This is a genomic window from Streptomyces sp. NPDC007856, from assembly GCF_042868225.1.
Classification (GTDB): Bacteria; Actinomycetota; Actinomycetes; order Streptomycetales; family Streptomycetaceae; genus Streptomyces.
The window spans coordinates 82,860-107,653 of the sequence record NZ_JBIAEC010000018.1; the positions used below are offsets into that span (position 1 = coordinate 82,860).

General features: G+C 71.3%; 27 protein-coding genes and 2 pseudogenes. 17 read left to right on the top strand and 12 right to left on the bottom strand.

The annotated features are described in order from the left end of the window. Positions 1-185 precede the first annotated feature (185 nt). A complete protein-coding gene (asnB, locus tag ACFYOH_RS34840; RefSeq protein ID WP_388634185.1) occupies positions 186-2,027 on the top strand; it encodes an asparagine synthase (glutamine-hydrolyzing) in 1,842 nt (613 codons plus the stop codon). Here asnB and ACFYOH_RS34845 read toward each other — a convergent pair. Next, positions 2,017-2,547: a DUF4232 domain-containing protein gene (locus ACFYOH_RS34845; protein ID WP_388634187.1), complete on the bottom strand. Its 531-nt coding sequence runs from the start codon at positions 2,545-2,547 to the stop codon at positions 2,017-2,019. The genes asnB and ACFYOH_RS34845 overlap by 11 nt on opposite strands. An 82-nt stretch (positions 2,548-2,629) precedes the next feature. Beyond that, a complete protein-coding gene (locus ACFYOH_RS34850) occupies positions 2,630-4,228 on the bottom strand; it encodes an alpha/beta hydrolase (RefSeq protein ID WP_388634189.1) in 1,599 nt (532 codons plus the stop codon). A gap of 280 nt (positions 4,229-4,508) precedes the next feature. On the opposite strand from ACFYOH_RS34850, the gene ACFYOH_RS34855 reads away from it, so the two are divergent. The 3 genes from ACFYOH_RS34855 (at position 4,509) to ACFYOH_RS34865 (ending at position 6,618) form a co-directional block, all read left to right on the top strand. After that, positions 4,509-5,153: a chaplin family protein gene (locus tag ACFYOH_RS34855; RefSeq protein WP_388634191.1), complete on the top strand. Its 645-nt coding sequence runs from the start codon at positions 4,509-4,511 to the stop codon at positions 5,151-5,153. Positions 5,154-5,247: 94 nt separating this feature from the next. Continuing rightward, entirely contained in the window at positions 5,248-5,685 is a 438-nt protein-coding gene (locus tag ACFYOH_RS34860) for a hypothetical protein (RefSeq protein ID WP_388634193.1), read from the top strand. Positions 5,686-5,763: 78 nt separating this feature from the next. Further along, positions 5,764-6,618, top strand: coding sequence for a GNAT family N-acetyltransferase (locus ACFYOH_RS34865; protein ID WP_388634196.1), 855 nt, complete (start codon positions 5,764-5,766; stop codon positions 6,616-6,618). Positions 6,619-6,713: 95 nt separating this feature from the next. On the opposite strand, the pseudogene ACFYOH_RS34870 reads toward ACFYOH_RS34865, so the two are convergent. After that, positions 6,714-6,776 (bottom strand): annotated as a pseudogene (locus ACFYOH_RS34870) (nucleoside deaminase); the annotation flags it as partial. Between the two features lie 187 nt (positions 6,777-6,963). On the opposite strand from ACFYOH_RS34870, the gene ACFYOH_RS34875 reads away from it, so the two are divergent. Beyond that, positions 6,964-7,740 (top strand): GNAT family N-acetyltransferase, encoded by a 777-nt coding sequence (locus tag ACFYOH_RS34875; protein WP_388634199.1) that lies wholly within the window; start codon positions 6,964-6,966, stop codon positions 7,738-7,740. Positions 7,741-7,747: 7 nt separating this feature from the next. Here ACFYOH_RS34875 and ACFYOH_RS34880 read toward each other — a convergent pair whose 3' ends face one another. After that, positions 7,748-8,011, bottom strand: a complete 264-nt coding sequence (locus ACFYOH_RS34880; protein WP_388634205.1) for a GlsB/YeaQ/YmgE family stress response membrane protein — start codon at positions 8,009-8,011, stop codon at positions 7,748-7,750. 211 nt (positions 8,012-8,222) lie between these two features. On the opposite strand from ACFYOH_RS34880, the gene ACFYOH_RS34885 reads away from it, so the two are divergent. Beyond that, complete coding sequence (locus ACFYOH_RS34885; protein WP_388634208.1) at positions 8,223-9,680, top strand: hydrolase; 1,458 nt, start codon at positions 8,223-8,225, stop codon at positions 9,678-9,680. Between the two features lie 40 nt (positions 9,681-9,720). On the opposite strand, the pseudogene ACFYOH_RS34890 reads toward ACFYOH_RS34885, so the two are convergent. The 3 genes and pseudogenes from ACFYOH_RS34890 to ACFYOH_RS34900 form a co-directional block, all read right to left on the bottom strand. After that, positions 9,721-9,920 (bottom strand): annotated as a pseudogene (locus tag ACFYOH_RS34890) (hypothetical protein); the annotation flags it as partial. Beyond that, positions 9,914-10,039, bottom strand: a complete 126-nt coding sequence (locus tag ACFYOH_RS34895) for a hypothetical protein (RefSeq protein ID WP_388634211.1) — start codon at positions 10,037-10,039, stop codon at positions 9,914-9,916. The gene ACFYOH_RS34895 and the pseudogene ACFYOH_RS34890, both read right to left, overlap by 7 nt. A 108-nt stretch (positions 10,040-10,147) precedes the next feature. Next, positions 10,148-11,332 carry an ROK family protein gene (locus ACFYOH_RS34900; RefSeq protein ID WP_388634214.1) on the bottom strand — a complete coding sequence of 395 codons (1,185 nt, stop codon included), beginning with the start codon at positions 11,330-11,332 and terminating at the stop codon, positions 10,148-10,150. Between the two features lie 108 nt (positions 11,333-11,440). Between ACFYOH_RS34900 and ACFYOH_RS34905 the strand changes: the two genes are divergently transcribed. The 3 genes from ACFYOH_RS34905 to ACFYOH_RS34915 all read left to right on the top strand — a co-directional run bounded on the left by ACFYOH_RS34905 (position 11,441) and on the right by ACFYOH_RS34915 (position 13,808). Continuing rightward, positions 11,441-12,892: an APC family permease gene (locus ACFYOH_RS34905; protein ID WP_388634217.1), complete on the top strand. Its 1,452-nt coding sequence runs from the start codon at positions 11,441-11,443 to the stop codon at positions 12,890-12,892. A gap of 88 nt (positions 12,893-12,980) precedes the next feature. Continuing rightward, entirely contained in the window at positions 12,981-13,520 is a 540-nt protein-coding gene (locus ACFYOH_RS34910; RefSeq protein ID WP_388634220.1) for a GNAT family N-acetyltransferase, read from the top strand. Positions 13,521-13,571: 51 nt separating this feature from the next. Further along, positions 13,572-13,808, top strand: a complete 237-nt coding sequence (locus tag ACFYOH_RS34915; protein WP_388634432.1) for an SRPBCC domain-containing protein — start codon at positions 13,572-13,574, stop codon at positions 13,806-13,808. A gap of 84 nt (positions 13,809-13,892) precedes the next feature. On the opposite strand, the gene ACFYOH_RS34920 is transcribed toward ACFYOH_RS34915, so the two are convergent. Both ACFYOH_RS34920 and ACFYOH_RS34925 read right to left on the bottom strand, forming a co-directional pair. Next, positions 13,893-14,327 carry an SPW repeat protein gene (locus tag ACFYOH_RS34920; RefSeq protein ID WP_351546110.1) on the bottom strand — a complete coding sequence of 145 codons (435 nt, stop codon included), beginning with the start codon at positions 14,325-14,327 and terminating at the stop codon, positions 13,893-13,895. A gap of 91 nt (positions 14,328-14,418) precedes the next feature. Next, a complete protein-coding gene (locus tag ACFYOH_RS34925) occupies positions 14,419-15,339 on the bottom strand; it encodes a LysR family transcriptional regulator (RefSeq protein ID WP_388634223.1) in 921 nt (306 codons plus the stop codon). Positions 15,340-15,482: 143 nt separating this feature from the next. Here ACFYOH_RS34925 and ACFYOH_RS34930 point away from each other — a divergent pair, with 143 nt between their 5' ends. The 7 genes from ACFYOH_RS34930 to ACFYOH_RS34960 all read left to right on the top strand — a co-directional run bounded on the left by ACFYOH_RS34930 (position 15,483) and on the right by ACFYOH_RS34960 (position 21,597). Next, positions 15,483-15,560 (top strand): putative leader peptide, encoded by a 78-nt coding sequence (locus ACFYOH_RS34930; protein WP_350786652.1) that lies wholly within the window; start codon positions 15,483-15,485, stop codon positions 15,558-15,560. Between the two features lie 134 nt (positions 15,561-15,694). Further along, positions 15,695-16,816, top strand: a complete 1,122-nt coding sequence (sfnG, locus tag ACFYOH_RS34935) for a dimethylsulfone monooxygenase SfnG (RefSeq protein WP_388634226.1) — start codon at positions 15,695-15,697, stop codon at positions 16,814-16,816. Positions 16,817-16,834: 18 nt separating this feature from the next. After that, complete coding sequence (locus ACFYOH_RS34940; RefSeq protein WP_388634229.1) at positions 16,835-18,055, top strand: acyl-CoA dehydrogenase family protein; 1,221 nt, start codon at positions 16,835-16,837, stop codon at positions 18,053-18,055. A 64-nt stretch (positions 18,056-18,119) separates the two neighbouring features. Further along, the gene (ssuE, locus tag ACFYOH_RS34945) at positions 18,120-18,674 is read left to right on the top strand and encodes an NADPH-dependent FMN reductase (RefSeq protein WP_388634232.1); all 555 of its coding nucleotides are present in this window, start codon (positions 18,120-18,122) and stop codon (positions 18,672-18,674) included. A 5-nt stretch (positions 18,675-18,679) separates the two neighbouring features. Beyond that, positions 18,680-19,864, top strand: coding sequence for an SfnB family sulfur acquisition oxidoreductase (locus ACFYOH_RS34950; RefSeq protein WP_388634235.1), 1,185 nt, complete (start codon positions 18,680-18,682; stop codon positions 19,862-19,864). A gap of 25 nt (positions 19,865-19,889) precedes the next feature. After that, positions 19,890-21,032: an LLM class flavin-dependent oxidoreductase gene (locus tag ACFYOH_RS34955; protein ID WP_388634238.1), complete on the top strand. Its 1,143-nt coding sequence runs from the start codon at positions 19,890-19,892 to the stop codon at positions 21,030-21,032. A gap of 28 nt (positions 21,033-21,060) precedes the next feature. Next, positions 21,061-21,597 (top strand): HXXEE domain-containing protein, encoded by a 537-nt coding sequence (locus ACFYOH_RS34960; RefSeq protein WP_388634241.1) that lies wholly within the window; start codon positions 21,061-21,063, stop codon positions 21,595-21,597. A gap of 40 nt (positions 21,598-21,637) precedes the next feature. Here ACFYOH_RS34960 and ACFYOH_RS34965 read toward each other — a convergent pair whose 3' ends face one another. After that, the gene (locus tag ACFYOH_RS34965; RefSeq protein WP_388634244.1) at positions 21,638-22,675 is read right to left on the bottom strand and encodes an acyl-CoA dehydrogenase family protein; all 1,038 of its coding nucleotides are present in this window, start codon (positions 22,673-22,675) and stop codon (positions 21,638-21,640) included. 112 nt (positions 22,676-22,787) lie between these two features. Here ACFYOH_RS34965 and ACFYOH_RS34970 point away from each other — a divergent pair, with 112 nt between their 5' ends. Then, positions 22,788-23,138 (top strand): YciI family protein, encoded by a 351-nt coding sequence (locus tag ACFYOH_RS34970; protein WP_388634247.1) that lies wholly within the window; start codon positions 22,788-22,790, stop codon positions 23,136-23,138. A 31-nt stretch (positions 23,139-23,169) separates the two neighbouring features. Here the strand turns inward: ACFYOH_RS34970 and ACFYOH_RS34975 are convergent, their stop codons facing one another. Both ACFYOH_RS34975 and ACFYOH_RS34980 read right to left on the bottom strand, forming a co-directional pair. Further along, positions 23,170-24,159, bottom strand: a complete 990-nt coding sequence (locus ACFYOH_RS34975) for a metallophosphoesterase family protein (RefSeq protein ID WP_388634249.1) — start codon at positions 24,157-24,159, stop codon at positions 23,170-23,172. Next, positions 24,156-24,638 (bottom strand): cupredoxin family copper-binding protein, encoded by a 483-nt coding sequence (locus ACFYOH_RS34980; protein WP_388634252.1) that lies wholly within the window; start codon positions 24,636-24,638, stop codon positions 24,156-24,158. The genes ACFYOH_RS34975 and ACFYOH_RS34980 overlap by 4 nt, the downstream gene beginning before the upstream one ends. Positions 24,639-24,794 lie beyond the last annotated feature (156 nt).

Sequence of the window (24,794 nt, forward strand, 5' to 3'; positions counted from 1 at the left end):
TCGGCCCGCAGTCCCCGCGATCTGGAGATTTCGCGAAGGCAAAACCCGGCCGAAACAAGGGGGGAGGGTGGGTCATTCGTGTGACGACCGCGTTGACCGCGTCGAACACCTGACGGAGGCTCGTCATATAGGTGTTCGATACAACTGGTTTGCTCCTGGTGCGAGCCGGAGGCAGGAGGCAGCGCATGTGCGGCATCACAGGATGGGTTTCCTTCGACCGCGACCTGACCGCCGAGGCCACCACATTGCATGCGATGACCGAGACGATGGCCTGCCGCGGCCCGGACGACCGCGGTGTCTGGACCGAGGGCCCGGCCGCCCTGGGCCACCGCCGGCTCGCGATCATCGACCTCCCCGGCGGCCGTCAGCCGATGTCCGTGGCGACCCAGCAGGGAACCGTCGCCATGGTGTACTCCGGGGAGGCCTACAACTTCACCGAACTGCGCCGTGAACTGGAAGGCCGCGGCCACCGGTTCACCACCGACTCCGACACCGAGGTCGTCCTGCACGGCTACCTCGAATGGGGTGACGGGGTCGCCGAACGGCTCAACGGGATGTACGCCTTCGCGGTCTGGGACGGCCGCCACGACAAGCTCGTGATGATCCGCGACCGCATGGGCATCAAGCCGTTCTACTACCACCCCACCTCCGACGGCGTCCTGTTCGGCTCCGAGCCCAAGGCGATCCTCGCCAACCCGCTGGCCCGCCGCCGGGTGACGCTGGACGGGCTGCGGGAGCTGTTCGTCATGGTCAAGACGCCCGGCCACGCGATCTGGGACGGCATGCGCGAGGTGGAACCCGGCACGGTCGTCACCGTCGACCGCTCCGGCCTGTCCACCCGTGTCTACTGGCACCTTCAGACCCGGCCGCACACCGACGACCGCGACACCACCATCACGACCGTGCGCTCGCTGCTCGACGACATCGTGCGCCGCCAGCTGGTCGCCGACGTCCCCCGCTGCACCCTGCTCTCCGGCGGCCTCGACTCCTCCGCGATGACCGCGATCGCCGCCCGGCAACTCGCCCGGCAGGGCGAGAAGGTGCGCAGCTTCGCCGTCGACTTCGTCGGCCAGACCGACAACTTCGTCGCCGACGAGCTGCGCGGCACCCCCGACACGCCGTTCGTGCACGAGGTGGCCGAGCTCGCGGGCACCGACCACCAGGACATCGTGCTCGACGCGCAGTCCCTCGCCGACCCCGCCGTGCGCGAACAGGTGATCCGCGCCCGCGATCTGCCGGCCGGCTTCGGCGACATGGACGCCTCGCTCCTGCTGCTCTTCCGCGCCGTCCGCGAGAAGTCCACGGTGGCCCTGTCCGGCGAGTCCGCCGACGAAGTCTTCGGCGGCTACCTGCAGTTCTTCGACGAGGAGGCGCGCCGTGCCGACACCTTCCCGTGGCTGACGACCATGGGGCGCCACTTCGGCGAGGACGCCGACGTGCTGCGCGCCGACCTCACCAAGTGCCTGGACCTGGAGAGTTACGTCTCCGACGGCTACCGCACGGCCGTCGCCGGCATCGAACGGCTCGACGGCGAGAGCGACTTCGAGTACCGGATGCGGCAGATGAGCCATCTGCACCTGACCCGCTTCGTGCGCGCCCTGCTCGACCGCAAGGACCGGATGAGCATGGCCGTCGGCCTGGAGGTCCGGGTGCCGTTCTGCGACCACCGCCTCGTCGAGTACGTCTACAACGCCCCGTGGGCGCTGAAGTCCTTCGACGGCCGGGAGAAGAGCCTGCTGCGGGAGGCGGCCGCGGACGTCCTGCCGCGCTCGGTGTACGAGCGGGTCAAGAGCCCGTACCCGTCCACGCAGGATCCGCAGTACGCCCGCGCCCTCCAGGAGCAGGCCAAGGAGCTGCTCTCCCGGCCCTCGCACCAGGTCTTCGACCTCGTCGACCGCGACCGGCTCCGCCGGGCAGCCGAGCGCGAGGCGCCGGTGAGCACCCAGGCGGCCCGGCGCGGTCTGGAGCGCGCCCTGGACCTCGCGCGATGGCTGGAGGTCTACACGCCCGAGGTGATCACCGGCTGAGGCCGATGGCCCGGTCCGCGGCCGCCCGCGTGGGCTGCCACAACGTCGTCACCGGCTCCCACACCAGGACGTGCTCGCCGGTGCCGAGCTGGGCTGCGGTGAAGGAGCGGCCCGAGTGGGCGGCCGAGGCGGCCACGGTCACGGTGCCCACCCGGCGGGCCTCGGGGTCCGCCGGGTCGCCGATGGTGCGGATGTCGGCGTAGGCGGTCTGCCCGGCCGCGAGACGGAAGCTGCCGGTGCCGCCCTCGGGCGTCGGCAGCGCGGCGCCGTCCAGGTCCCCGAAGGTCACCGTGGGCACCCGGTCGACGACGCACGCGCGGGCGCCGTGGTGGGTGACGCCGACCCGCAGCACGGTCGGATCGGCGGACGCGGCCTTGGCCCGGACCGTCAGCGACTTCTCCGTGCAGCGGACGGGCCGGGCGTGGTCCGCCGTGGCGGCCTGGCTCTGCGGCGCGGTCAGCAGCAGGCCCGCCACGGCGGCCGAGGCGGCGGGTACGGCGATGGTGGCGCGGATGCGCATGACGGTGTCCCCCAGTCGCTCAGGTACGGGATGCGGCGGCTGCCGAAACACGCCCAGCCAGTGTGACGGCCGGGAGGGGCTGTCACCAGTTGGTGGCGCTCGTGGTGGCGCTCCAGTCATTGCCGTCCGCCGGGCAGGAGCTGCCGTTCGGCGGCAGGGAGCCGTACAGCAGGTAGTCGTCGATCTTCTGGTGCACGCACTTGGAGGAGGTGTAACCGGTGTGGCCGTCCCCCTTGTTGTCGAGCACCACCGCCGACGAACCGAGCCGTGCGGCCGTCTCCACCGTCCACCGGTACGGCGTCGCCGGGTCGCCGCGCGTGCCCACGAGCAGCATCCTCGCCGAGTGGACGTCCTTCACCCGGTCGCGGATGAAGTCGGTGCCCTTGGGGCGGCCGTAGCACATGAGCAGTTCGGTCAGCCGGTAGCGGCCGAAGACCGGCGAGGCCTGCTCGTACTCGGCCCGCAGCTGCTTCAGGTCCTTGCCGATCTGCGCCGCGTCGGGCCGGTCGGGGTCGTCGGCGCAGTTGATCGCCATCAGCGCGGCCTGCAGGTTGTCCGCCGGCACGTTCTGCGGATCGACCAGACCGTCGTTGCGGTGGCCGCCCACGGGCAGTCCGGAGCCCGAGGTGGCGAAGTTCTGCACGCCCCGGGTGTCGCCGTCCTGGACGAGCGAGGCCAGGGCGCGCTCCAGGGAGGGCCACAGCTTCTTGCTGTAGAGGGCCTGCCCGATGGCGCCGACCAGGTCCTGTCCGGAGAACGAGCCGCCGAAGTCCGACGGGACCGGGTTCTGGTCGAGCGAGCGCACGAGGGTGACCACCTGGCCCCCGGCCGCGCGCCGGTCCTGCCCGAACGGACAGGCGACGTCCGTCATACACCAGTCCAGGAAATCGTCCAGCGCGGTCTGCTGTCCCTCGGCGCCGGCCACCCCCTGCTCGGACAGCGGCTCGGTCAGGGTGTCCACGCCGTCGAGGGCGAGCCGGCGCACCTTGTGCGGGAACTGTGCCGCGTACACCGCGCCGAGCCGCGTTCCATAGGAGAAGCCGAGGTAGTTGAGCTTCTTGTCGCCGAGGGCCTGGCGGATGACGTCCAGGTCGCGGGAGGCGTTCACGGTGCCTATGTGGGGCAGCACCGGGCCGGAGTTCCGGGCGCATTCGCCGGCGGCCTTGCGCAACTTCGTGAGCAGCGTCCGCGGATGGTCGAGGCCGGTCTCGTCGTCCAGCGCGGACGCGGCCTCGTCGCTGCCGTCGCCGCAGCTGACGGGGGAGGAGCGGCCGACGCCCCGCGGGTCGAAGCCGACCACGTCGTAGCCGTTGGTCAGGTCCATGAACTGCTTGCCGTCGGCGGCGAGTTCAGGGATGCCCGCACCGCCCGGGCCGCCGAAGTTCAGCAGCACCGAGCCCTGTTTCTTCCCGGTCGCCTGGTAGCGGGCGAGGGCCAGGTCGAGCGTGCCCGCGCGGGGCCGTGCGTAGTCGATCGGGACGGTGACCTTCCCGCACTGGAGGTCCTTCGGCATGTCGGGGCCCTTGCAGGCCGCCCAGGTCACCTTCTGCCGGTAGAAGCGGGACAGGTCGGGCTGTGTCCGGTCGGTCGCGGGCAGTCCGGCGCCGAGCAGCGCCAGGGCGAGGGCTCCGGTACCCGCGCAGCGCCGCACGGTGGGCCGTGTGGACAGCTTGACCAGCATCGACAGCCTCCCGGGACGCCTGTCGCGGACCGGGACGGCGCCCTCGGATCACCATAAGCGGGCCGCGGACGGCCCGCCTCCCGACGAGCGGGGCGGCGCCCCGTGCCGTATTCTCCGCCCCTCCGTGCCCTTTATCGATCACTGAGCGTCTTCGCGCGCAGTTCGATAACACTGTCGCTCGACGGGGTGAAAGGCCGATAAGCCATAACTCGGATGGTTGACCTGCGTTTTACGGGGTGCGGGTGAGTGCCCGCGACGAAGTCTGGAAGGCAGGGAACCTATGAGACGGGCTACCCGTAACGGTGTGATCGCCGTCGTCGCCGCCTCCGGAGCGATGGCCGTGACAATGCCGGTGTCCGCCGCTTTCGCCGCCGACGGCTCCGCGGCCGGCTCGCCCGGGCTGTTCTCCGGCAACGGCATCCAGCTCCCGGTGCATGTGCCGGTGAACGTGTGCGGCAACACCGTGAACGTGGTGGGGCTGCTCAACCCGGCCACCGGCAACGCCTGCGCGAACCGCTCCGGCCAGGGCGCCGCAACAGGCGGGTCGGCGACGTCCGGCGGTGCCTCTGCCCACGGCGGTGGGCAGGGCTCGCCCGGCCTGCTCTCCGGCAACGACGTCCAGCTCCCCGTCGACCTGCCGGTGAACGTCAGCGGCAACAGCGTCGGCGTGGTCGGGGTGGGCAACCCGGCCGAGGGCAACCGGTCGGTCAACGGCCCCGGTGACCATCCCCGTGCCCCTCGGAGCCCGGCCCCGAAGCCTCCCGCCCCCACCAGGCACCAGCCTCGCCCGCACACCCCGCCGACGACGTCCGCGCTGGCCCACACCGGCGCGGACGGCACCGCGCCCGCCGTCGCCGGCAGCGCCGCGCTGCTCCTCACCGGCGCCGTCCTCTACCGCCGCTTCCGCCCCGGGCACACCGACTGACCCACCCCCTCCCATGGCCCCACCGTACGTCGGCCCGGTGGGGCCTCGTTCGGGTGAGACCGGGCGGTGCCGCACGGTGCAGTAGCTTGATCGGGTGACGGACGGCATACGAGAGCGATTACGAGCGCTGCCGCGCCGGGCGCGCTGGACCCTCGTGGTGTACGCGGGCGGCTTCCTGGAGGGGACCTGCGCCCATGTCCTCGACCTGGTGCGCGGCGGACTTCACGCCTATACCGACTTCGGCCCCCTTCCGCTGCAGGTGTTCTTCGTCGCCCTGGTGGTCCTCGACCCCCTGGTCGCCGTCCTGGCGCTGCGGGCGCGGCCCCTGGGCATCTGGCTGGCGGGTGTCGTGATGCCGCTGGACGTACTCGCCAACTGGTACGTCAACTGGCCCTGGGTGAAGGAGGATCCGGCAGGCCTGCTGCGGCCCGTGGGACTGCTGCCCATCACCCTCTTCGGGGCGTTCGTCCTCGCGTCGCTGCTTCCCCTGCTGCGCGCCCTGGCCGGTGGCCGGGTCCTGCGCAACGGCTGATCTTCCCGTGGCGCGGCCCCCGTTGATCCGGAAGGATGCGGCACGGCAGTCCGGTCCCGACGGAATTGGAGCGCATCGATGACCCCTGCGGCCCCCCACGACCTCGTCGTCACCCAGGCCACCCTCGACGACTGGCCGGTGATCGCCGGATGGGCGGCGGCCGAGGGCTGGAACCCGGGACTGTCCGACGGGCCCGCGTTCTTCGCGCAGGATCCGGACGGGTTCTTCCTCGGCCGTATCGACGGTGAGCCGGTGTCGGCCATCTCCGTGGTGAACCACGGCCCGGAGTACGCCTTCCTGGGCTGCTATCTGGTCCGCCCCGACCTGCGCGGCCACGGCCACGGCCTCACCACCTGGAAGACCGCCCTCGCCCATGCCGGCAACCGCACCGTCGGCCTGGACGGCGTCGTCGCCCAGCAGGACAACTACCGCCAGTCGGGGTTCGAACTGGCCTACCGCACCATCCGGTTCACCGGGACGGCCCCGCAGGGCGGGACACCCGCCGGGGTCCGTCCGGCGGGCCCCGCCGACCTCGCCGCGATCACCGCCTACGACAGCTCCTGCCACCCGGCCGACCGGCCGCGCTTCCTCGCCGAGTGGCTCACCGGCCCCGGACACCGGGCCTTCGTCCGCCACGACGGATCCCGGCTCACCGGCTACGGCGTGCTCCGCCCCGGACACGACACCCTGCGCGTCGGCCCCCTCTTCGCGGACACCGCCGACGACGCCCGCGCCCTGTTCGCAGCCCTCACGGCCGAGGCCGCGGGAGGCCAGGTCGCCATCGACGTGCCCGAGCCGAACGCGGCCGGTGTCGCACTCGCCGAAGCGGCTGGATTCCAGGCCTCGTTCGAGACCGCCCGCATGTACACCGGGCCGGTGCGTGCATACGCCCGGCACCGCGTGTTCGGCGTCACCACGCTCGAACTCGGTTGAGACTCACGCCTGTTGCGCCCATCACACACTCGTCCAGCCTGGCCGGACAGTTGATCCGACGAGGCGACGTACACAATGCGGCCGAGCCCCACCTAGGCGTGCGCGGCCGCGTACATCGGGCAGTGCTCGCCGGAGGTGCAGACGGTGGCCGCCGCACGCCTTCGCCATCCACCGACCTCCTCGCGGCATGATCTCCGGCAGGGGCACGCTACGGCCACCGGCACCGGCTCGGCCGGCACTGAGGATCCGTGGGCTGCTGCGGCCGCCCACCTGGCCGCCGTATGCCCGGAGGCCGGTGCGGAAATCCCGTTGCCCCGGGCCGGTCCGGCATGGTCGAGTCGGGGCATGGATCACTCGGCGGTGCTCGCCCTCTACGACCGGGACATGCGCGAGAACGCGACTCCCGACGGCCCCGGTGCCCGCATCGAACGGACCGGCGCGGTGGTGCGTCACGTCGCGGACGCGCAGGGATGGAACGGTGTGCTCTGGTCCGGTCTGGACGCGGCCGGCGCGGACCGGGCGATCCACGACCAGATCGCATACTTCACCGGTCTCGGCCGCGACTTCGAGTGGAAGCACTACGGCCACGACCGGCCGGACGACCTCGGCGCCCGGCTCCTCGCCGCCGGATTCCGGGCCGAGCCCGAGGAGACGCTGATGGCCGCCGAGACCGGCCGGCTCGCCATGGACGCCGAACCTCCCGAGGGCATCCGTCTCGTGCAGGCCACCGACCCGGCCGGCGTCGACCTCGTGGTGGAGGTCCACGAAAAGGCGTTCGGCACCGACGGCGGCCGGCTGCGGCACCGGCTGCTCGCCGGCCTGGCCGCCGATCCCGGCACGGTCGTGGCCGTGGTCGCGCTGGCCGGGGACGAAGCCGTGAGCGCCGCCCGGATGGAGCTGGTGCCCGGCACCCGGTTCGCCGGGCTGTGGGGCGGCGGCACCGTCGAGGCCTGGCGGGGCCGGGGTGTCTACCGCGCCCTGGTCGCGCACCGCGCCCGCGTCGCCGCCGCCCGCGGCTACCGCTACCTCCAGGTCGACGCCTCGCCCATGAGCCGCCCGATCCTGGAGCGCCTCGGCTTTCATGCGCTGAGCACCACCACCCCGTATCTGTACGGGCGCTGACTTCGCGTCAGCGACGGACGAGGGCCCGGTCCAGTGCCGCGATCCCGGCCGCGGCCAGGGCGATCTGGATGAACCACTCGATCCAGTCGGGCCCCTTGGTGTCCGCGACCCCGAAGCCGGCGGCGATCGCCGAGCCCAGCAGGGCGGCCACGATGCCGACGACGATGGTCCACAGGATGCCGATGTGCTGTCGTCCGGGGACGACCAGGCGCCCCAGGGCGCCGATGACGAGTCCGATGACAATGGCGCTGATGATGCCCGAGATATGCATGGCCACCCCTTTTGGTCGAGCCTCCCGCTCACCGTCTGCCCGCTGAGAGCGGCGGTAGTCCGCTCCGGTCATTGCCGGGACTTTCTGTTCATCGGGCCTTCATGCCATGTACCTTTCAACCACTCGACGCGTGTAGAACTCTCAAGCGGGCTCTACGCGCGCAGACTTGGCGCCGCACCGCCTCTCCCCACCCCTCATGGAGGTTCGCCGGATGCTTGGATCCAGGAGATCCCGCCGCAGACTCACCACCGCCCTGGCCGGTTTCGGGCTGCTCCTCACCGGAGCCGCCGTCCAGATCGGCAGCGGCACCGCCGCCCACGCGGCGACCACGCACCGCATCCTGTTCGACAACGCTCACGCCGAGACGGCCGGCAACGCCGACTGGATCATCTCCACCAGTCAGCCCGACCCGCTCGGCGAGAACCCCTCCCCGTCCGCCGAGACCGACTGGACCGGCGCCCTGTCCTCCTGGGGCGTGGCGCTGCAGAAGACCGGCGACTACAGCCTGAAGACGCTGCCCTCGGGCTCCAGCCTCAGCTACGGCGGCTCGTCGTCGACCGACCTGTCGAACTTCGACACGCTGGTCCTGCCGGAACCCAACACGCTGTTCACGAGCGCCGAGAAGACAGCGATCATGAACTTCGTGAAGAACGGCGGCGGTCTGTTCATGATCTCCGACCACACCGGAGCCGACCGCAACAACGACGGCTACGACGCGGTCAAGATCCTCAACGACCTGATGACGAACAACAGCGTCGACTCCACCGACCCGTTCGGCTTCTCGGTCGACTCGCTCAACATCAGCTCCGACCACCCGGCGGCGATCAGCGACAGCACCGACCCGGTGCTGCGCGGTTCCTTCGGCACCGTCACCAAGAGCCTGATCGCCAACGGCACCACCGCCACCCTCAAGCCCGCCGACAACTCCGCCGTCAAGGGCCTGCTCTACCGCACCGGTTACTCCGGCAACACCGGCGCCTTCTTCCTCACCAGCGCCTTCGGCAGCGGCCGCGTCGCCTTCTGGGGCGACAGCTCCCCGATCGACGACGGCACCGGCCAGCCGGGCAACACCCTGTACGACGGCTGGAACGACACCAGCGCCACCAACGCCGCCCTCGCCCTCAACGCCACCGCCTGGCTGGCCGGTTCGGGCACCAGCAGCGGCGGGGGAGGCGGCGGTGGCGGCACCGGCACCTGCACCGCCGCCCAGCTCCTCGGCAACAGCGGCTTCGAGTCCGGCAACACCACGTGGAGCGCGTCCAGCGGGGTCATCACCAACGCGACCGGTGAGTCGGCTCATTCCGGCTCCTACTACGCCTGGCTCGACGGCTACGGCACCGCCACCACCGACACGCTGTCCCAGTCGGTGACCATCCCGTCCGGCTGCTCGACGGCCACGCTCAGCTTCTATCTGCACATCGACACGGCCGAGACCTCGACCAGCACGGCCTACGACACCCTCAAGGTCCAGGTCCTGAACAGCTCGGGCACGGTCCTCGGCACCCTGGCGACGTACTCGAACCTCAACGCCGCCTCCGGTTACACCCAGCGCAGCTTCGACCTCAGCAGCTACGCCGGGCAGACCGTCACGCTGAAGTTCACCGGCACCGAGGGCTCCCAGTACCAGACGTCGTTCGTCGTGGACGACACCGCGCTCAACGTCAGCTGAACCGGCCGGGGGTGGGCCGCACCTGTCCACCCCCGTTCCGTCAGGGCGCCGGCACCGTCCGCTCAGGAGTGTTCCAGCCGGAGATCCTCACCCCCGGCGCCGAGCGTGCAGATCGCCCGTCCGGAAGGTGGCGGTCAGCGTCACCGACTCGCCCGGCCACAGGCTCACCTCGGTGTCCGGCCAGCGCAACGGCAGCACCGGCTTTCCCTGCGCGTCCACGAGGCGGACGTCCGTCAGCAGCCCCTGCGGACGGTCTTCGTCTCGTGGACGGCGAGCGGGACCTGCCGGGTGAAGGTGGTCGCGCCGATGCGTCCGGTGACCTCGGCGTACCGGCGTCCGAGGGCGGCGCGAGGGAACATGGCAGAGGCTCCGGGCTCGTAAAGTTAGGAAACTTTACTGACTTGGTTCAAGCTAGGCGGCCGCACGGGTCGTGTCAATGACCATGACGGGCGGCGCCGTCAGGCCGGTCAGGTTCCGGCCGTCCTGCGCTCGAACACAAGGTCCCGCGCCGTGTCCAGGGCCGTCGCCACCGCACCGAGCAGCACAGCGTCCTCACCGAGCCGGCTCGGGGCGATCCGCGGCCGCAGCGGGGTGAGGGCACGCACCTGCTCCTGGACCGGGCGCAGCAGCAGATCGACGCTGTGCCCGACACCGCCGCCGAGCACCACCAGATCCGGGTCGAGCACGGCGGCGGCCGCCGCCACGGTGTGCGCGATCCGCTCGGCCTCCAGCTCCACCGCCCGCACAGCGGCCGGATCGCCCTGCCGGGCCGCGTCGAACACGGCCTTCGCCGTGAGCTGCCCGCGCATCCCGAACTCCCGGGCGGCCTCCACCACGGCCACCCCGGACACCGCGTCCTCCAGTCGCTCCGGCTTCTGCCGGCCCGGCCAGGGCAGGAAGCCGATCTCGCCCGCCAGTCCGTGCGCACCTGTGAACAGCCGTCCCTCGCCGACGACGCCCATGCCGAGGCCGGTGCCGATCAGGATGTACGCGAAGAGCCGGCTGCCCGTTCCCGCTCCGTACGTGTACTCGCCGAGCGCGGCCAGGTTGGCGTCATTGTGCACCTCCAGCGGTACGCCCAACTCCTCGCGCATCCGGTCGACGAGCCCGGCGCGCCCCCAGCCCGGCAGATGCATCGCGTACCGGACCCGCCGCTGCTTCTCGTCGTAGACGCCCGGCGTGCCCACCACCCCGTGCACCACCTCGGCCGGGTCCACCCCCGAGCCCGCGATCACCTGCCGGGCGGTGCCCACGACCAGATCGGCCAGTGCGGCGGAGGCGCGGGTCCGGTTGCGTACGTCGGCGCGGGCGACGACCGTGCCGTCCAGGTCGACCACCGCCACCCGCAGCCAGCCGCGGCCGATGTCCACGCCGAGCGCGTACCCCGCGGCCGGGTCGGGGGCGTAGAGCACGGCGGTGCGCCCGCGCTCCGGGGCCTGGGTGCCGACCTCGTGCACCAGGCCCGCCGCCTCCAGGGAGGCCAGCGCACTGGAGACCGTCGGCTTCGACAGGCCGGTCTCCCGGGCCAGTTGGGCGCGCGACGCCGCGCCGAGGGTGCGTAGCCGGTCCAGCAGCAGCCGCTCGTTGGTGCTGCGCAGCCGGCGGCGGCTCCAGGGCTGTCCCTGCTGCTCTTCGGCGTCGCTGACGGTCATCGGACCATTCTCATGTATTCCCGGCGCACACTTGACGCTTCTAGTAAGGCTCCTTAACTTTATCGCCCAGTCAGCCCGCCGGGTGCGCCCGTGGCGTCAGGAGTCCCCATGTCCGGTAGTCCGCCACCCTCGGGTGGTTTCGTCCGCCGTGTAGGCCTGTTCCAGGCCACGGCCATCAATATGAGCCAGATGTGCGGCATCGGGCCGTTCGTGACGATTCCGCTCATGGTCACCGCCTTCGGCGGCCCGCAGGCGGTCATCGGCTTCGTCGCGGGCGCCGTGCTCGCGCTGTGCGACGGACTGATCTGGGCCGAGCTGGGCGCCTCGATGCCCGGCTCCGGCGGCAGTTACGTCTATCTGCGCCAGGCCTTCCAGTACCGCACGGGCCGGCTGATGCCGTTCCTGTTCGTGTGGACGGCGATGCTCTTCATCCCGCTGATCATGTCCACGGGAGTCGTCGGCTTCGTCCAGTACCTCGGCTATCTGGCCCCCGACCTCGGGCAGACGGCGGGCGATCTGATCGGCCTCGGCATCATCGCCCTGGTCGTGCTCCTGCTCTGGCGCGGTATCGAGCACATCGCCCGGATCACCGCCGTGATGTGGGCGGTGATGATCGCCTCGGTGCTGCTGGTGATCGTCGCCGCGGCCTCCGACTTCAGCCCCCACCTGGCCTTCACCTACCCGTCGGGCGCCTTCGACCTGACCGGCAACCACTTCTGGCTCGGCTTCGCCGCGGGCCTGACCATCGGCATCTACGACTACCTCGGCTACAACACCACCGCGTACATGGGTGCCGAGATCAAGGACCCGGGCCGCATCCTCCCGCGCTCGATCCTCTTGTCCATCCTCGGCATCATGGCGATCTACCTGCTCCTGCAGATCGGCACCCTCGGTGTGATCGACTGGCGGAGGATGGCCGACCCGCACGACATCGCCTCCACCTCGGTCGCCTCGGCTGTGCTGGAGAAGACCTGGGGCAAGGGCGCCGCCGACACGGTGACCGTGCTGATCCTGGTCACCGCGTTCGCCTCGGTCTTCACCGGGCTGCTGGGCGGTTCCCGGGTGCCCTACGACGCCGCCCGCGACCGCGTCTTCTTCCGGCCGTACGAGAGGCTCCACCCGAAGCACCGCTTTCCCACGCTGGGCCTGGCGACCATGGGCGTGATCACCGCCGTCGGCTTCCTGATCGGCCGGCACACCGACCTTGCGACTCTGATCCAGTTGCTCACGACGGTCATGGTGATCGTGCAGGCGCTCGCCCAGATCGTCGCCCTGACCGTGCTGCGCAAACGCCAGCCGGGCCTGCGCCGCCCGTACCGGATGTGGCTCTACCCCCTGCCCAGCCTCGTCGCCTTCGCCGGCTGGTGCGTGATCTACGGGTACGCGGACAAGAACTCCCCGGGCCGCCACCCCATCGAATGGTCCCTGGCCTGGCTGGCCCTCGGCTGTGTGGCCTTCGCCGTCTGGGCCCGGCTGGAGAAGGTCTGGCCGTTCGGGGAGAAGGAGATCAGCGAGGAGTACCTGGCCGGTACGGACCCGGACGTGGCCCCCGTGGGCTGACCGACGGGCCTGTGACGGGCTATGATCACGGCAGTCTCAGCAAGCCTCCCCGGCCCGGACCCGAGTCCGCCGGGGAGGCTTTCGTTTCATGACCGAAATCCTCCTTCCCGATGTCACCGTCCGCCCCGCGACCGCCGAGGACCGGCCCACCGTGGAGCGGCTGTGGCTGATGTTCCGCCATGACCTGTCCGCCTTCCGGGGCGAGCTGCCCGCCCCCGACGGCACCTTTCGCAGCGAGCGGGTCGAGAGCGCCTTCACCCGCCCCGGCTGGACGGCCTACCTGTTCGAGTGCGGCGCCCATCCGGCCGGCTTCGCGTTCGTGCGCGGACTCGACGGCCCGGTGCGGGTGCTGAACAGCTTCTTCGTGGTCCGCGGCGCCCGGCGCAGGCGCGTCGGGCTGCGGGCCGTGCGCGCGGTGCTCACCCGGCATCCCGGGCCGTGGCAGGTCGCCCATCAGCACGACAACCCGGCCGCCGTGGCGTTCTGGCCCCAGGTCGCCGCGGACGTCGCCGGTGACGCCTGGACGCGGGAACTCCGGCCGGTTCCGGAGCGGCCCGAACTGCCCCCGGACGTATGGCTGTCCTTCCACGTCGGGGCGGCCGGGCCCGGCCACCACACGATGCGCTGACCTGGCACCGATCGGTGCGTATGCCGGTGCGTCGGCTCTACGGGCAGGCAGCTGCACTACCTCGACCCCGTACCGCTCCATGAGCCGAGGAAGCAGGTCTGGGAGGCGCTGACCGACGCCGACCTCACGGTCGCCTACTGGGGTCACCGCAACGAGTCCGACCGGCGGCCCGGCTCCCGCTGGCCGCACGTGCGCACCGACGGCTCGGGCATCGAGGACGTGGCCGGCAAGGTGGTGGAGAGCGAGCCGCCCACCCGGCTGGAGCCCTGGCTGGTGCCGGGACGCTGAGCGGACGGGGAGGGAGGCCGGCCCGCCCTGCGGACCGGCCTCCCTGCCACCGGTTCTCTTTCGTGTCCTTTCCCCGCGTCTCCTTTACGGCCTGGGGGTGCTCCGCGCCGCCGTACCGGCACAGACCAGGCCGAGTACGAGCGCCAGGGCGCCGATGATGACGTTGTTGATGATCACTCCCTTGTCCGGGCCGCTGCCCACGATCCAGGGAGCGATGATCAGCCAGATGCCCATGGCGCACATGGCCCAGCTGAGGCCGTACATCCGCTCGGGGGCCCGGGTGAATCCCAGTGCCAGCAGACCTATCGCGATGCCCATGATCAGGTTGTGGGTCATCAGCGCGGGCTGGCTCGTCGTGTAGTGCACTATCCACGGCGATGCGGCGCAGTAGAGCCCGAGCAGGAAGACCGGGCCGTCCACGAGTGCCACATCACGACCACCGAGCATGCGGGCGTAGCGTTCCCGCATTTCGGAGACATCGGGGTGAGTCGACAGATCACCCCTGTGCAGGTTGGCCATGACTCGTCTCCTTTGACCGTGCAGGCCAGACTGCGTCTGGTGCGCTGTGCGGTTACCACCGCATATCACCCAGTTTGCTCTTACTTTTTCTTTATGTGTAGGCCTCTGCCGCCTCCGTCAGTTCCCGCGCCCGGCGCACGAACGCCGCGTGCAGGTCGCGGGCCGCCCGCGGCACCGACTCCGCGCGCCGGCGCTGCAGCATCAGCAGCACCCGGGTGGTGTCGTCGGCGATCGGCCGGCAGGTGATCGTGCCGGACCGCTCCAGCGGATCCCCGACGACGCTGAAGTCCGGCAGCACCGTCGCCCCGAGCCCCTCGGCGACCATCAGCTTGCCCATCTCCGCCCCGTCGGTGGAGTACGAGAACGCCGGCGTACGGCCGGACAGCAGCCGGTGCACATACCGGTGCATCACATACCCGGTCCGCATCGCGATCAGCGGCACGCCGCGCAGGTCCTCCGCGCCGACCGCCCGGAGCCGGGCTAGCGGGCTGTCCGGACGCAGGCACACCACCGGGCGGCCGCGCAGCAGCTCCGTGGACTCCATGCCGGCGGGCACGTCGTCGCCGTCCAGGTGATTGACCAGCCCGAGGTCGAACCCGCCCTCGGCGAGCCCGCGCCGGATCTCCGTCTGCTGCGCGCCCACCACCTCCACCTGGGTGACCGGGTGTGCCGACCGGAACTCCCGCAGCACGGGAATCAGCAGCGGCACGGTCGCCGCGTTGACCGTGCCGACGCGCACCATGCGGCTGATGCGGTGCTGCTCGCCGGCCGCCGCCCGCAGCCGGTCCACCGCCTCCAGCACGTTCACGATGTGCGGCAGCAGCTCCCGGCCGGCCGCGCTCATCGTGGCCCCCGACCGTTTCCGCTCGAGCAGGTCGACGCCGAGTTCGCGTTCCAGATTGCGCACGGTCTCGCTCAGGGCGGGCTGGGACAGGCGCAGTTCGTCGGCCGCCCGGCGCAGTGAGCCGAGCCGGGTCACGGCCGCTATGTATTCCAGCTGTTCGGTCCGCACCGTCGCACAATGCGTGCTCACACAGGCCCGGTTCAAGGGTTTTCCTGTCACACCTTCGTGAAATTCAATGGTCCGCGATACGAGACCGGTCGGGTTTTCCTTGACGGTCCTGACCGGCGGCTGCCACGATCGACGGCATGATGATGCGACTGGACCTCACGCGGCGACGCCATGTCGACCTCGCGCGCGTCTCCAGCGCCTCCTGTTGCGCCGCGGCCTGATCACCCGACTCCTCCCGTCGATCCGCCGCTCTCCGCTGCCCCTCCGGCACCGCCCGAATTCCCGGCCTTTCCCGCGCCCGGAATTCCGCATGCCCGGAAAACGTCACCGAGCAATTGCGCACCAGGAGTTCCGCATGCCCGCAGCGCCCGTGAAATTCGCCTACTGGGTCCCCAACGTCAGTGGGGGACTCGTCACCAGCACGATCGAACAACGCACCGACTGGGGATACGACTACAACCGCGAACTCGCCGTCCTCGCCGAGAACAACGGGTTCGAGTACGCCCTCAGCCAGGTCCGCTACATGGCCAGCTACGGCGCCGAGTACCAGCACGAGTCGACCAGCTTCAGCCTCGCCCTGCTGCTCGCCACCCAGCGCCTGAAGGTCATCGCCGCCGTCCACCCCGGACTGTGGCACCCCGGTGTCCTCGCCAAACTCGGCGCCACCGCCGACCACCTGTCGGGCGGCCGTTTCGCCGTCAACGTCGTGTCCGGCTGGTTCAAGGGCGAGTTCACCGCGCTCGGCGAACCCTGGCTGGAGCACGACGAACGCTACCGCCGCTCCGAGGAGTTCATCACCGCCCTGCGAAGGATCTGGACCGAGGACCACGCCGAACTCGCCGGTGACTTCTACCGGTTGCGGGACTTCTCCCTCAAGCCCAAGCCCCTCGCCGCACCCGGACGGCCGCACCCGGAGATCTTCCAGGGCGGCAACTCCACCGCCGCCCGTCGGATGGCCGGCCGGGTCTCCGACTGGTACTTCTCCAACGGCAAGGACTTCGACGGCGTCGTCGAGCAGATCGCGGACGTCCGCGCGGCCGCCGCCGAAGCGGGCCGCACGTCACCGAGGTTCGGCCTCAACGGCTTCCTCATCGCCCGGGACACCGAGGCCGAGGCCCGCGAGACGCTGCGCGAGATCGTCGCCAAGGCCGACACCGAGGCGGTGGAGGGGTTCGGCGCCGCCGTGAAGCAGGCGGGGCAGTCCACGGCCGACAACAAGGGCATGTGGCAGGACTCCGCCTTCGAGGACCTGGTCCAGTACAACGACGGCTTCCGCACCGGGCTCATCGGCACCCCGGAGCAGATCGCCGAACGTGTCGTCGCCTACAAGAAGCTCGGCGTCGACCTGCTCCTGCTCGGCTTCCTGCACTACCACGAGGAGGTCGAGTACTTCGGCAAGCGCGTGCTGCCCCTCGTACGGGAGCTGGAGGCCCGACTCCCCGACAGCGAGCCCGAGTCCGTCCCGGCCCACGCCTGACACCGGAGGTCACTCAGTATGAGCAGCACCGCCACGCCCACCGACTGGTCCACCCGTCCCACCCCCGCCACCGCCCAGGACTGGATCGCCCGCGCCACCGAGGTGGCCGCCATCCTTGCCACCGACGCCGCCGCCCGGGACAGGGCCGGTGCCACCCCGCACGCCGAGGTCCGGCTGCTGAAGGACTCCGGACTCGTCACCCTGCTCGGTCCCGTCGAGCACGGCGGCGCGGGCCAGGACTGGCCGACGGCCTACCGGGTCGTCCGGGAGATCGCCAAGGCCGACGGCTCGATCGGACAGCTCCTCGGCTACCACTACCTGTGGTTCTGGGCCGCCCGTCTGGTCGGCACCCGCGAGCAGTGGGAGCAGGTGGAGGCCGAGGCCTCCCGCGGCCGCTGGTTCTTCGGCGGCGCCGTCAACCCGCGCGACAAGGACGTGACCGTCACCGAGGACGGCGACGACCTGGTCTTCACCGGACGCAAGTCCTTCTCCACCGGCAGCAGGGTCTCCGACGTCACCGTCCTGGAAGGCGTCTTCGAGGGCACCGACCGGCACGTCTTCGCCATCGTGCCCTCCGACTCCGCAGGCCTGACCTTCCACGACGACTGGGACAACATCGGCCAGCGGCTCACCGAGAGCGGCAGCGTCACCCTCGACGGCGTCCGCACCCCGTGGTCCTCCGCCGCCGGATACGTGGACAAGGAGTTCCGGCCTCGGGTCTACAACACCCTCAACGTCCCCACCATCCAGCTCGTCTTCGCGAGTTTCTACCTAGGCATCGCGGCCGGCGCGCTTCGGACGGCGGCCACCTACACCCGTACCAGGTCCCGCTCCTGGCTGCACGGCGGCCATGAGCGCGCGGTCGACGAGCCGTACGTCATCGACACCTACGGCGACCTCACCGCCAAGCTCTGGGCCGTGCAGGCGTTCGCCGACGCGGTCGCCGCCGAGGGGCAGAGGCTGCACGACGATCCCGACGCGGTGACCACGCAGGCGCGCGGCGAGTTCGAGGTAAGGGTGGCCGCGGTGAAGGCACGCGCCACCGAGGTCGCGCTGGAGATCACCAGCCGCATCTTCGAGGTGACCGGCGCCCGCTCCACCGCCACCGCCGAAGGCCTCGACCGCTTCTGGCGCAACGTGCGCACGCACACCCTGCACGACCCCGTCGCCTACAAGCGCCGCGAGGTCGGCCGCTGGGTCCTCGAAGGCGAACTGCCCGAACCCACCTGGTACTCCTGACCGATCTCCTCCCGGGCGCCCGTCCCCGTACGGGCGCCCGGCGCACCCCAGAAACGAGGCACCCATGGCCACCGTCCTGTCCGTCTCCGGCAGCCCCTCCGCCTCCTCGCGCACCGGCCGCCTGCTGCGCCATCTCGATCAGCGGCTGACCGCCCAGGGTCACGAGGTGATCCAGCTGGACGTCCGCACCATCCCGGCCGAGGCCCTGCTCGGCGCCGACTTCCGGCACCCGGCCATCGCCCGGGCCACCGAGCTGTTCGCCCGCGCCGACGGCGTCCTGATCGGCACACCCATCTACAAGGCGTCGTACTCCGGGGTTCTCAAGGCGCTGCTCGACCTGCTCCCGCAGTACGCGCTCACCGGCAAGACCGTGCTGCCGCTGGCCACCGGTGGCTCCACCGCCCATGTCCTCGCCATCGACTACGCGCTGCGCCCGGTGCTGAACTCCATGGGTGCCGCCCACATCGTTCAGGGCTGGTTCACCCTCGACAAGGACATCACGGTGCACGAGGACGGCTCGGTGACCATCGCCCCGGCCACCGACGAGGCGCTGGGGCAGGTGGTGGACCAGTTCTCCGCCGCCCTCGACCGCACCCCGGTGCTGGCGGCGGCGAGCTGACCGTCATGACCGCACATGTCATCGCCGACGACGCCGAGGCGCTCGCCGTCGCCGAGGTCCTGGCCGCCGGGTTCCGCGCCGGGGCCGCCGAGCGGGACGCACAGCGGCGGCTGCCCCGGGCCGAGGTGGACCGGCTGTCCGCCTCCGGGCTGCTCGCCGTGACCGTGCCCGCCGAGCACGGCGGCGCCGACGTACGGGCCGTGACCCTGGCGGAGGTCTTCCGGCTGCTCGGCTCGGCCGACGGCAGCCTCGCCCAGATCCCGCAGAGTCACTTCGTATACACCAATGTGATCCGCCGTCAGGGAACCGTGGAGCAACGGAAGTTCTTCTTCGCCGAGCTGCTGGCCGGGCGCCGCTTCGGCAACGCGCAGTCCGAGGCCGGCACCCGGCACGTCCAGGACATCCGTACCCGCCTGGAGCCGCGCCGCGACGGGTCGTACCTGCTGACCGGCGTCAAGCACTACTGCACCGGAGCGCTGTTCGCCGACTGGATTCCGGTGCTGGCCCGCGCCGAGGGCGACAACCTGCACGTCGCGTACGTCCCCCGGGACGCCCCCGGCGTGAGCGTGGTCGACGACTGGGACGGCATGGGCCAGCGGACGACGGCCAGCGGCACCGTCCGCCTGGACGCGGTGTCCGTGCCCGCCGACCGCGTCCTGCCGCACCACCTCACCTTCCAAGGACCCCAACTGCACGGGGCCGCCGCCCAGTTGCTGCACGCGGCCATCGACACCGGCATCGCCGGGGGAGCGCTCGCCCAGGCGGCGGAGTTCGTCCGCACCAGGAGCCGGCCCTGGTTCGAGAGCGGGAGCGAGACCGCCGCCGAGGACCCGCTCCTGATCCAGCGCTTCGGCGAACTCGCCCTCCAGGTGCGGGCGGCCGAGGCACTGCTGAAGGAGGCCGCCCGCACGGTCGACGCGGCCCGCGACCGCCTCACCGACGACTCGGCGGCCGAGGCGTCCATCGCGGTGGCCGCCGCCAAGGTGCGGGCGGCCGAGGCCGCGGTGGAGGTGGCGAGCGCCCTGTTCGAGGTGGCCGGCACCCGCTCGGCCCTGAACTCCCTCAACCTGCACAGGCACTGGAGGGACGCCCGCACCCACACCCTGCACGATCCGGCCCGCTGGAAGGTCCAGCACATCGGCCGGTACGTGCTCAGCGGAACCCGGCCGCCCCGGCACGGTCTGCTCTGACGGACACTCGCGAACGGAGACCCACGTGTCCCTCACCTTCCACTGGTTCCTGCCCACCAACGGCGACAGCCGCCATGTCGTGGGCGGCGGCCACGGCACTCCGGCCACCGCCTCCGGCCGGGACCGGCCCCCGACGGTCACCTACCTGAGCCAGATCGCCCGGGCCGCCGAGGACCTCGGCTTCACCGGCGCGCTCACCCCGACCGGCGCCTGGTGCGAGGACGCGTGGCTGACCACGGCCATGGTCAGCCAGAACTCCGAGCGGCTGAAGTTCCTCGTCGCCTTCCGGCCCGGCTTCGTCTCGCCGACACTCGCCGCGCAGATGGCGTCCACCTTCCAGCGGCAGACCGGCGGACGGCTGCTGCTGAACGTGGTCACCGGTGGTGAGAGCCACGAGCAGCGGGCCTACGGCGACTTCCTCGACAAGGACGCCCGCTACCGTCGTACCGGAGAATTCCTGCACGTCGTGCGGGAGCTGTGGGACGGCAAGAGCGTCGACCTGCACGGGGAGCACCTGCGGGTCGAGGACGCCAGGCTGAGCCGGGTGCCCGATCCGGTGCCGGAGGTGTACTTCGGTGGCTCCTCGTCGGCCGCGGGCGAGGTCGCCGCCCGGTACGCCGACGTGTACCTGACCTGGGGAGAGCCGCCCGCCCAGGTCGCCGAGAAGATCGCCTGGATCCGCACGCTGGCCGCGGCACACGGCCGGACCCTCCGCTTCGGCATCCGGCTGCACGTCATCACCCGCGACAGCTCGGCGCAGGCCTGGGCGGAGGCCGACCGGCTGCTCGACGGCTTCGACCCGGAGACGGTCCAGGCCGTACAGGCGGGGCTCGCGCGCAGCGAGTCGGAGGGCCAGCAGCGCATGCTCGCCCTGCACGGCGGCAGCCGGGCGGGCCTGGAGATCCATCCCAACCTGTGGGCCGGGATCGGCCTGGTGCGCGGCGGCGCGGGCACCGCGCTGGTGGGCAGTCACGAGGAGGTCGCCGAGCGGATCGAGGAGTACCGCGCCCTGGGGATCGAGGAGTTCGTGCTGTCCGGCTACCCGCACCTGGAGGAGGCGTACTGGTTCGGTGAGGGGGTGCTGCCCCGGCTCGCCGCTCGGGGCCTGTGGACGCATCCCGACGGTCACGCGCCCGCTCCCTCGGCCCAGGTGCCGTTCGCGGGCTGACCAACCGGCCCTGGCAGACTGCCCGTTCATGACACGAGAACCGAACGAGGTCACCGGGGCCGTCACCTGGGGTCTGCTGGCCGCATGGGCCGTGCACGACACCGAGGAAGTGGTCATGGTGCCGCGGTGGGTGCGCACCCAGGTGCCGGAGCTGCGCAAGAGGTTCCCCGGGGTGCCGGAGTCCGGGTGGCGACGGCTGGAGGCCGTGGACGCGCGGGAGTTCGGCACCGCGGTCGGCGCGATGGCGGTGGTGCTGGCCGCCGCGTGTGCCGACGGCCACCGGACCGGGGGCCGGTCCGCCGTCTACCAGACCGCGCTCAACGCCTTCGGCCTGCACGGTCTGGTCCATCTGGCCCAGGCGGCGGCGATGCGCGGCTACACCCCGGGCTCCGCGACCACGCCCCTCGTGGTGCTCCCGTTCACCCTGTGGGCCCGCGGCCGGCTCCGCCGCTCCGGCGCCCTGCGCCCCACCCGCGCACGGCAGCTCGCCGAGGGCCTCGCCTTCGCGGCGGCGGCCACGGTCGTCACCCACGCAGTGGCCCAGGGCGTGCTGCGCCGGCGGTGACGGCAGTACTTCCGGCCGGCGGTGATGCCGAAGCCCCGGCTCAGGCACCGCCCAGCGCCCGCAGATGCGCCGACCGCGTCTCCGCCGTCTGCCCCTGCACCAGCAGGAACAACGCCTCCCGGGCGAGGCGCTGGGCTCGGCTCGTCAGGGCCATCGACCGGCCGCCCCCGGCGACCACCGCCGCCGTGGTCGCCGTACGCAGCACCTCGTACGCCTCCGCGCGCACCGCCAGCCGCTCCGCGACCCGCTCCAGCGGCGCCGGATGGTCGGCCAGGGCGTAGGCGCGCCGGCGCACGTCGGCCAGGCGAGCGCGCAGCGGCGCGGCCGTGTCCTCGTCCGGCAGGCAGAGAGCGGCCTCCGCGACGCCGAAGACGGCGGGGTTGGCGTTCAGCGTTCTGGCCCGGTCCCCGGGCGCCCACCGCTCGTACGGCGTACGCAGGGCCACCGCCTCTTCCGGCAACCACAGGCCGGCCAGCTCCAGGGAGACCGTGTGCGAGGCGGTGAGCGCCGCCAGACGCATCGGCTCCGAGGCCCGCAGCCCCGGCTGGTCGCGGGCTTCGGCGAACGCGAACAGCACCTCGCCCGCCTCGGTCGCCCCGGCGAGCAGCATCACGTCGTTCAGGCCCCACCCGGTGTACCAGGGCACGGTTCCGTCGAACCGCCAGCCGTCGCCCTCCCGGCGGACCCGCACCGGCACGCGCGGGTATGACCGCAGATGCGCGTACGCCACCCCGGACAGCAGCTCCCCACGCGCCAGCGGTCCCAGCAACCGCTCGCGCACGGGCAGGTCGCTCTGGGCCAAGGTCTGCACGGGTGTGTGGTGCTGGGTCTGCACGAACCAGGTCGCACAGCACGCCCCGGACAGGATCTCCGCGATCCGGCGGACCACGTCCGGCGGCGCGCCCGAGCCGCCGTACCCGACCGGAGCGCCCGCTCCGAGCAGCCCCGACCGTTTCACCGCCTCGATATGGCTCGCGGGCACGCCTTCCCGGTCGACCCGCTCGGCCTCGGGAATCAGCAGGTCCGAGGCGAGCCGGTGGGCGCGGTCGAGGAGCGGATGCGCGGTGGAGGCTGTCATACGGAAGATTCTTTCGAAGATTTCTTCCGGCGCCGTGTCGATCGGGAGGCGGGCCGTTCGTGTAGGAGGTGACACAGACCCGAGAGACCCTTGAGTCACCGAGGAGGACGTCATGAAGCACTACCTGCTCAGCGTGGTCCAGCCGGCCGGCGGTACCCCGCCGGCCACCGAGGCCCTCGCCGAGATCATGCGCAACGTCGAGGCCTTCAACGACGAGTTGCGCGCCGCCGGGGCCTGGGTCTTCGCCGGCGGCCTGCACGGCCCGGAGACCGCCACGATGCTGCGCCCCAAGGACGGCGAGGTGCTCATCACCGACGGCCCCTATGCCGAGGGCAAGGAGTACCTGGGCGGCCTCTGCCTGATCAGGGCCGCCGATCTCGACGAGGCGCTGGAGTGGGGCCGCAAGGCCGCCCTCGCGACCACGCTGCCCATCGAGGTACGGCCCTTCGTCGACCAGCACTAGGCCGCTGACCGGAACACCTCGGGAGGCTGGTTCATGCCAGCCTCTCGTCCTTGATCGCCAGCTGCCGGTCTCCCCGCCGGTAGCCCACGGTGCGGATGCCGAGCGCGTCCTTCAGCTGTCGGGCGGGCACGACCTCGGGAGCGGGGGCGGGTGCCTGCCCCGGCTTGGGCAGCGGATAGGCGGTGGTGGTGGCGGAGTGGAAGGTGATGTTGCCCTCCGTCTTGGTGAACAGCTGATGGACGTGCCCATTGAGACAGGTGACCGAGGAGAAGCGGCGCAGCAGCGAGATCACCTTCAACGCGTCGTCCGTGCTCCAGCCCCACCGGGGGTACATGGCGAACAGCGGGATGTGGCTGAAGACCACGACGGGGGTGTCCGACGGCAGACCCGCGAGGTCCTTGCGGACGAAATCGATCTGCTCGGTGCCGAGGTGACCCAGCTTCTCCAGGCTCAAGGTGTTCACCAGGGCGACGAAGTGCACACCGTGGGTGTCGAAGCTGTACCAGCCGTCGCCGAGCGTGCCCTTGCCGAAGGCCTGCCGGTAGGCACGGCCCGCGTCGCCGATGGAGTCGTGCTCGCCCGGCACGGTGAAGACACGATCCGTCCGCAGCCCGGCCAGCATCTGCCTTACCTGGTCGAACTGTCCCGCCGTGGACAGGTGGGTCAGGTCGCCGCTGTGCATGACGAAGTCGGGCCTGTACCCGAGCCCGTTGACCCGATGGATCGCTTCGGTGAACGAGCCGACCACGTCCGTGTTGGCCGGGCCCTGGAAGCCGATGTGGCTGTCGGAGACCTGCACGAACCGCAGTGCACCGGTCGGTGCCGCGGCGGCCCGGGCGGTGGTGTCCCCGGAGTCGGCGACATGGCTGATCACCTCCCCACCGGCCACGGTGAGCACCACGGCGCCGCCGAACCATCCGGCGTGCCGCATGAGTTGACGCCGTGTCATGCCGTGCTCGGATGGGGTTTCTTCGGTGCCGCCGACCGGTGCCGCGCTCGGCTGGTCGTCGTATGCGGTCATGAGGTCACCTCCACGGTGCCGGTCATGAACGGATGGATGGTGCAGAGGTAGGCGTAGGCGCCGGGCTTGGTGAACGTGTGGGTGTAGGTGCCGTGCTGGGCGAGGGAGGACGAGTGCAGCGGGCCGCCCGAGCCGGCGCTCGTGACGGTGTGGGTGTCGGTGTCCTGATTGGTCCAGGTCACCGTCGTGCCCGCCCTGACCTTGAGCGTGGCCGGGGAGAACGCGAAGTTCTTGATCGTCACGGTGTTCGCGGACACCGGTGTGGCGGCCGTACCGCTGCTCGGAGAGGACATGGGCATGGTCATGCCGGGTGTGCCGGCCAGTTGATGCTGACCCGGGCCGGGCGTGAGGGAGCCGGGGTCCGAGGCGCGGGGCGAGTGACCGCACGCGCTCAGGAGCCCCAGTACACCCGCGGTGGCGACGGCCAGCCCGGCCGCACTGCGCGATCGGCGGCCCACAGGGCGGAAGTTGACGTACATGATGTGCATTCCCCACTGATCAGGTGATGCCGTGTGTGACGGCTCATGCCTGGTTTCACGGACGGTGGTGTCGCGTGGTTCGGTCGGTACGCATCTTTTTCGCGCTTATCGCTGCTTCCCGGTAGTAACTGGGCATAGCACGACAAATACGCGGAT

Coding starts and splice junctions, on each gene's coding strand:
- ACFYOH_RS34850 (WP_388634189.1), bottom strand. CDS start 4,228: ATGCTGGTCAAGCTGTCCACACGGCCCACCGTGCGGCGCTGCGCGGGT.
- ACFYOH_RS34975 (WP_388634249.1), bottom strand. CDS start 24,159: ATGACCGCATACGACGACCAGCCGAGCGCGGCACCGGTCGGCGGCACC.
- ACFYOH_RS34905 (WP_388634217.1), top strand. CDS start 11,441: ATGTCCGGTAGTCCGCCACCCTCGGGTGGTTTCGTCCGCCGTGTAGGC.
- ACFYOH_RS34865 (WP_388634196.1), top strand. CDS start 5,764: ATGACCCCTGCGGCCCCCCACGACCTCGTCGTCACCCAGGCCACCCTC.
- ACFYOH_RS34880 (WP_388634205.1), bottom strand. CDS start 8,011: ATGCATATCTCGGGCATCATCAGCGCCATTGTCATCGGACTCGTCATC.
- ACFYOH_RS34845 (WP_388634187.1), bottom strand. CDS start 2,547: ATGCGCATCCGCGCCACCATCGCCGTACCCGCCGCCTCGGCCGCCGTG.
- ACFYOH_RS34855 (WP_388634191.1), top strand. CDS start 4,509: ATGAGACGGGCTACCCGTAACGGTGTGATCGCCGTCGTCGCCGCCTCC.
- ACFYOH_RS34875 (WP_388634199.1), top strand. CDS start 6,964: ATGGATCACTCGGCGGTGCTCGCCCTCTACGACCGGGACATGCGCGAG.
- asnB (WP_388634185.1), top strand. CDS start 186: ATGTGCGGCATCACAGGATGGGTTTCCTTCGACCGCGACCTGACCGCC.
- ACFYOH_RS34910 (WP_388634220.1), top strand. CDS start 12,981: ATGACCGAAATCCTCCTTCCCGATGTCACCGTCCGCCCCGCGACCGCC.
- ACFYOH_RS34940 (WP_388634229.1), top strand. CDS start 16,835: ATGAGCAGCACCGCCACGCCCACCGACTGGTCCACCCGTCCCACCCCC.
- ACFYOH_RS34970 (WP_388634247.1), top strand. CDS start 22,788: ATGAAGCACTACCTGCTCAGCGTGGTCCAGCCGGCCGGCGGTACCCCG.
- ACFYOH_RS34980 (WP_388634252.1), bottom strand. CDS start 24,638: ATGTACGTCAACTTCCGCCCTGTGGGCCGCCGATCGCGCAGTGCGGCC.
- ACFYOH_RS34960 (WP_388634241.1), top strand. CDS start 21,061: ATGACACGAGAACCGAACGAGGTCACCGGGGCCGTCACCTGGGGTCTG.
- ACFYOH_RS34885 (WP_388634208.1), top strand. CDS start 8,223: ATGCTTGGATCCAGGAGATCCCGCCGCAGACTCACCACCGCCCTGGCC.
- ACFYOH_RS34895 (WP_388634211.1), bottom strand. CDS start 10,039: ATGTTCCCTCGCGCCGCCCTCGGACGCCGGTACGCCGAGGTCACCGGA.
- ACFYOH_RS34930 (WP_350786652.1), top strand. CDS start 15,483: ATGCGACTGGACCTCACGCGGCGACGCCATGTCGACCTCGCGCGCGTC.
- sfnG (WP_388634226.1), top strand. CDS start 15,695: ATGCCCGCAGCGCCCGTGAAATTCGCCTACTGGGTCCCCAACGTCAGT.
- ACFYOH_RS34950 (WP_388634235.1), top strand. CDS start 18,680: ATGACCGCACATGTCATCGCCGACGACGCCGAGGCGCTCGCCGTCGCC.
- ssuE (WP_388634232.1), top strand. CDS start 18,120: ATGGCCACCGTCCTGTCCGTCTCCGGCAGCCCCTCCGCCTCCTCGCGC.
- ACFYOH_RS34965 (WP_388634244.1), bottom strand. CDS start 22,675: ATGACAGCCTCCACCGCGCATCCGCTCCTCGACCGCGCCCACCGGCTC.
- ACFYOH_RS34900 (WP_388634214.1), bottom strand. CDS start 11,332: ATGACCGTCAGCGACGCCGAAGAGCAGCAGGGACAGCCCTGGAGCCGC.
- ACFYOH_RS34920 (WP_351546110.1), bottom strand. CDS start 14,327: ATGGCCAACCTGCACAGGGGTGATCTGTCGACTCACCCCGATGTCTCC.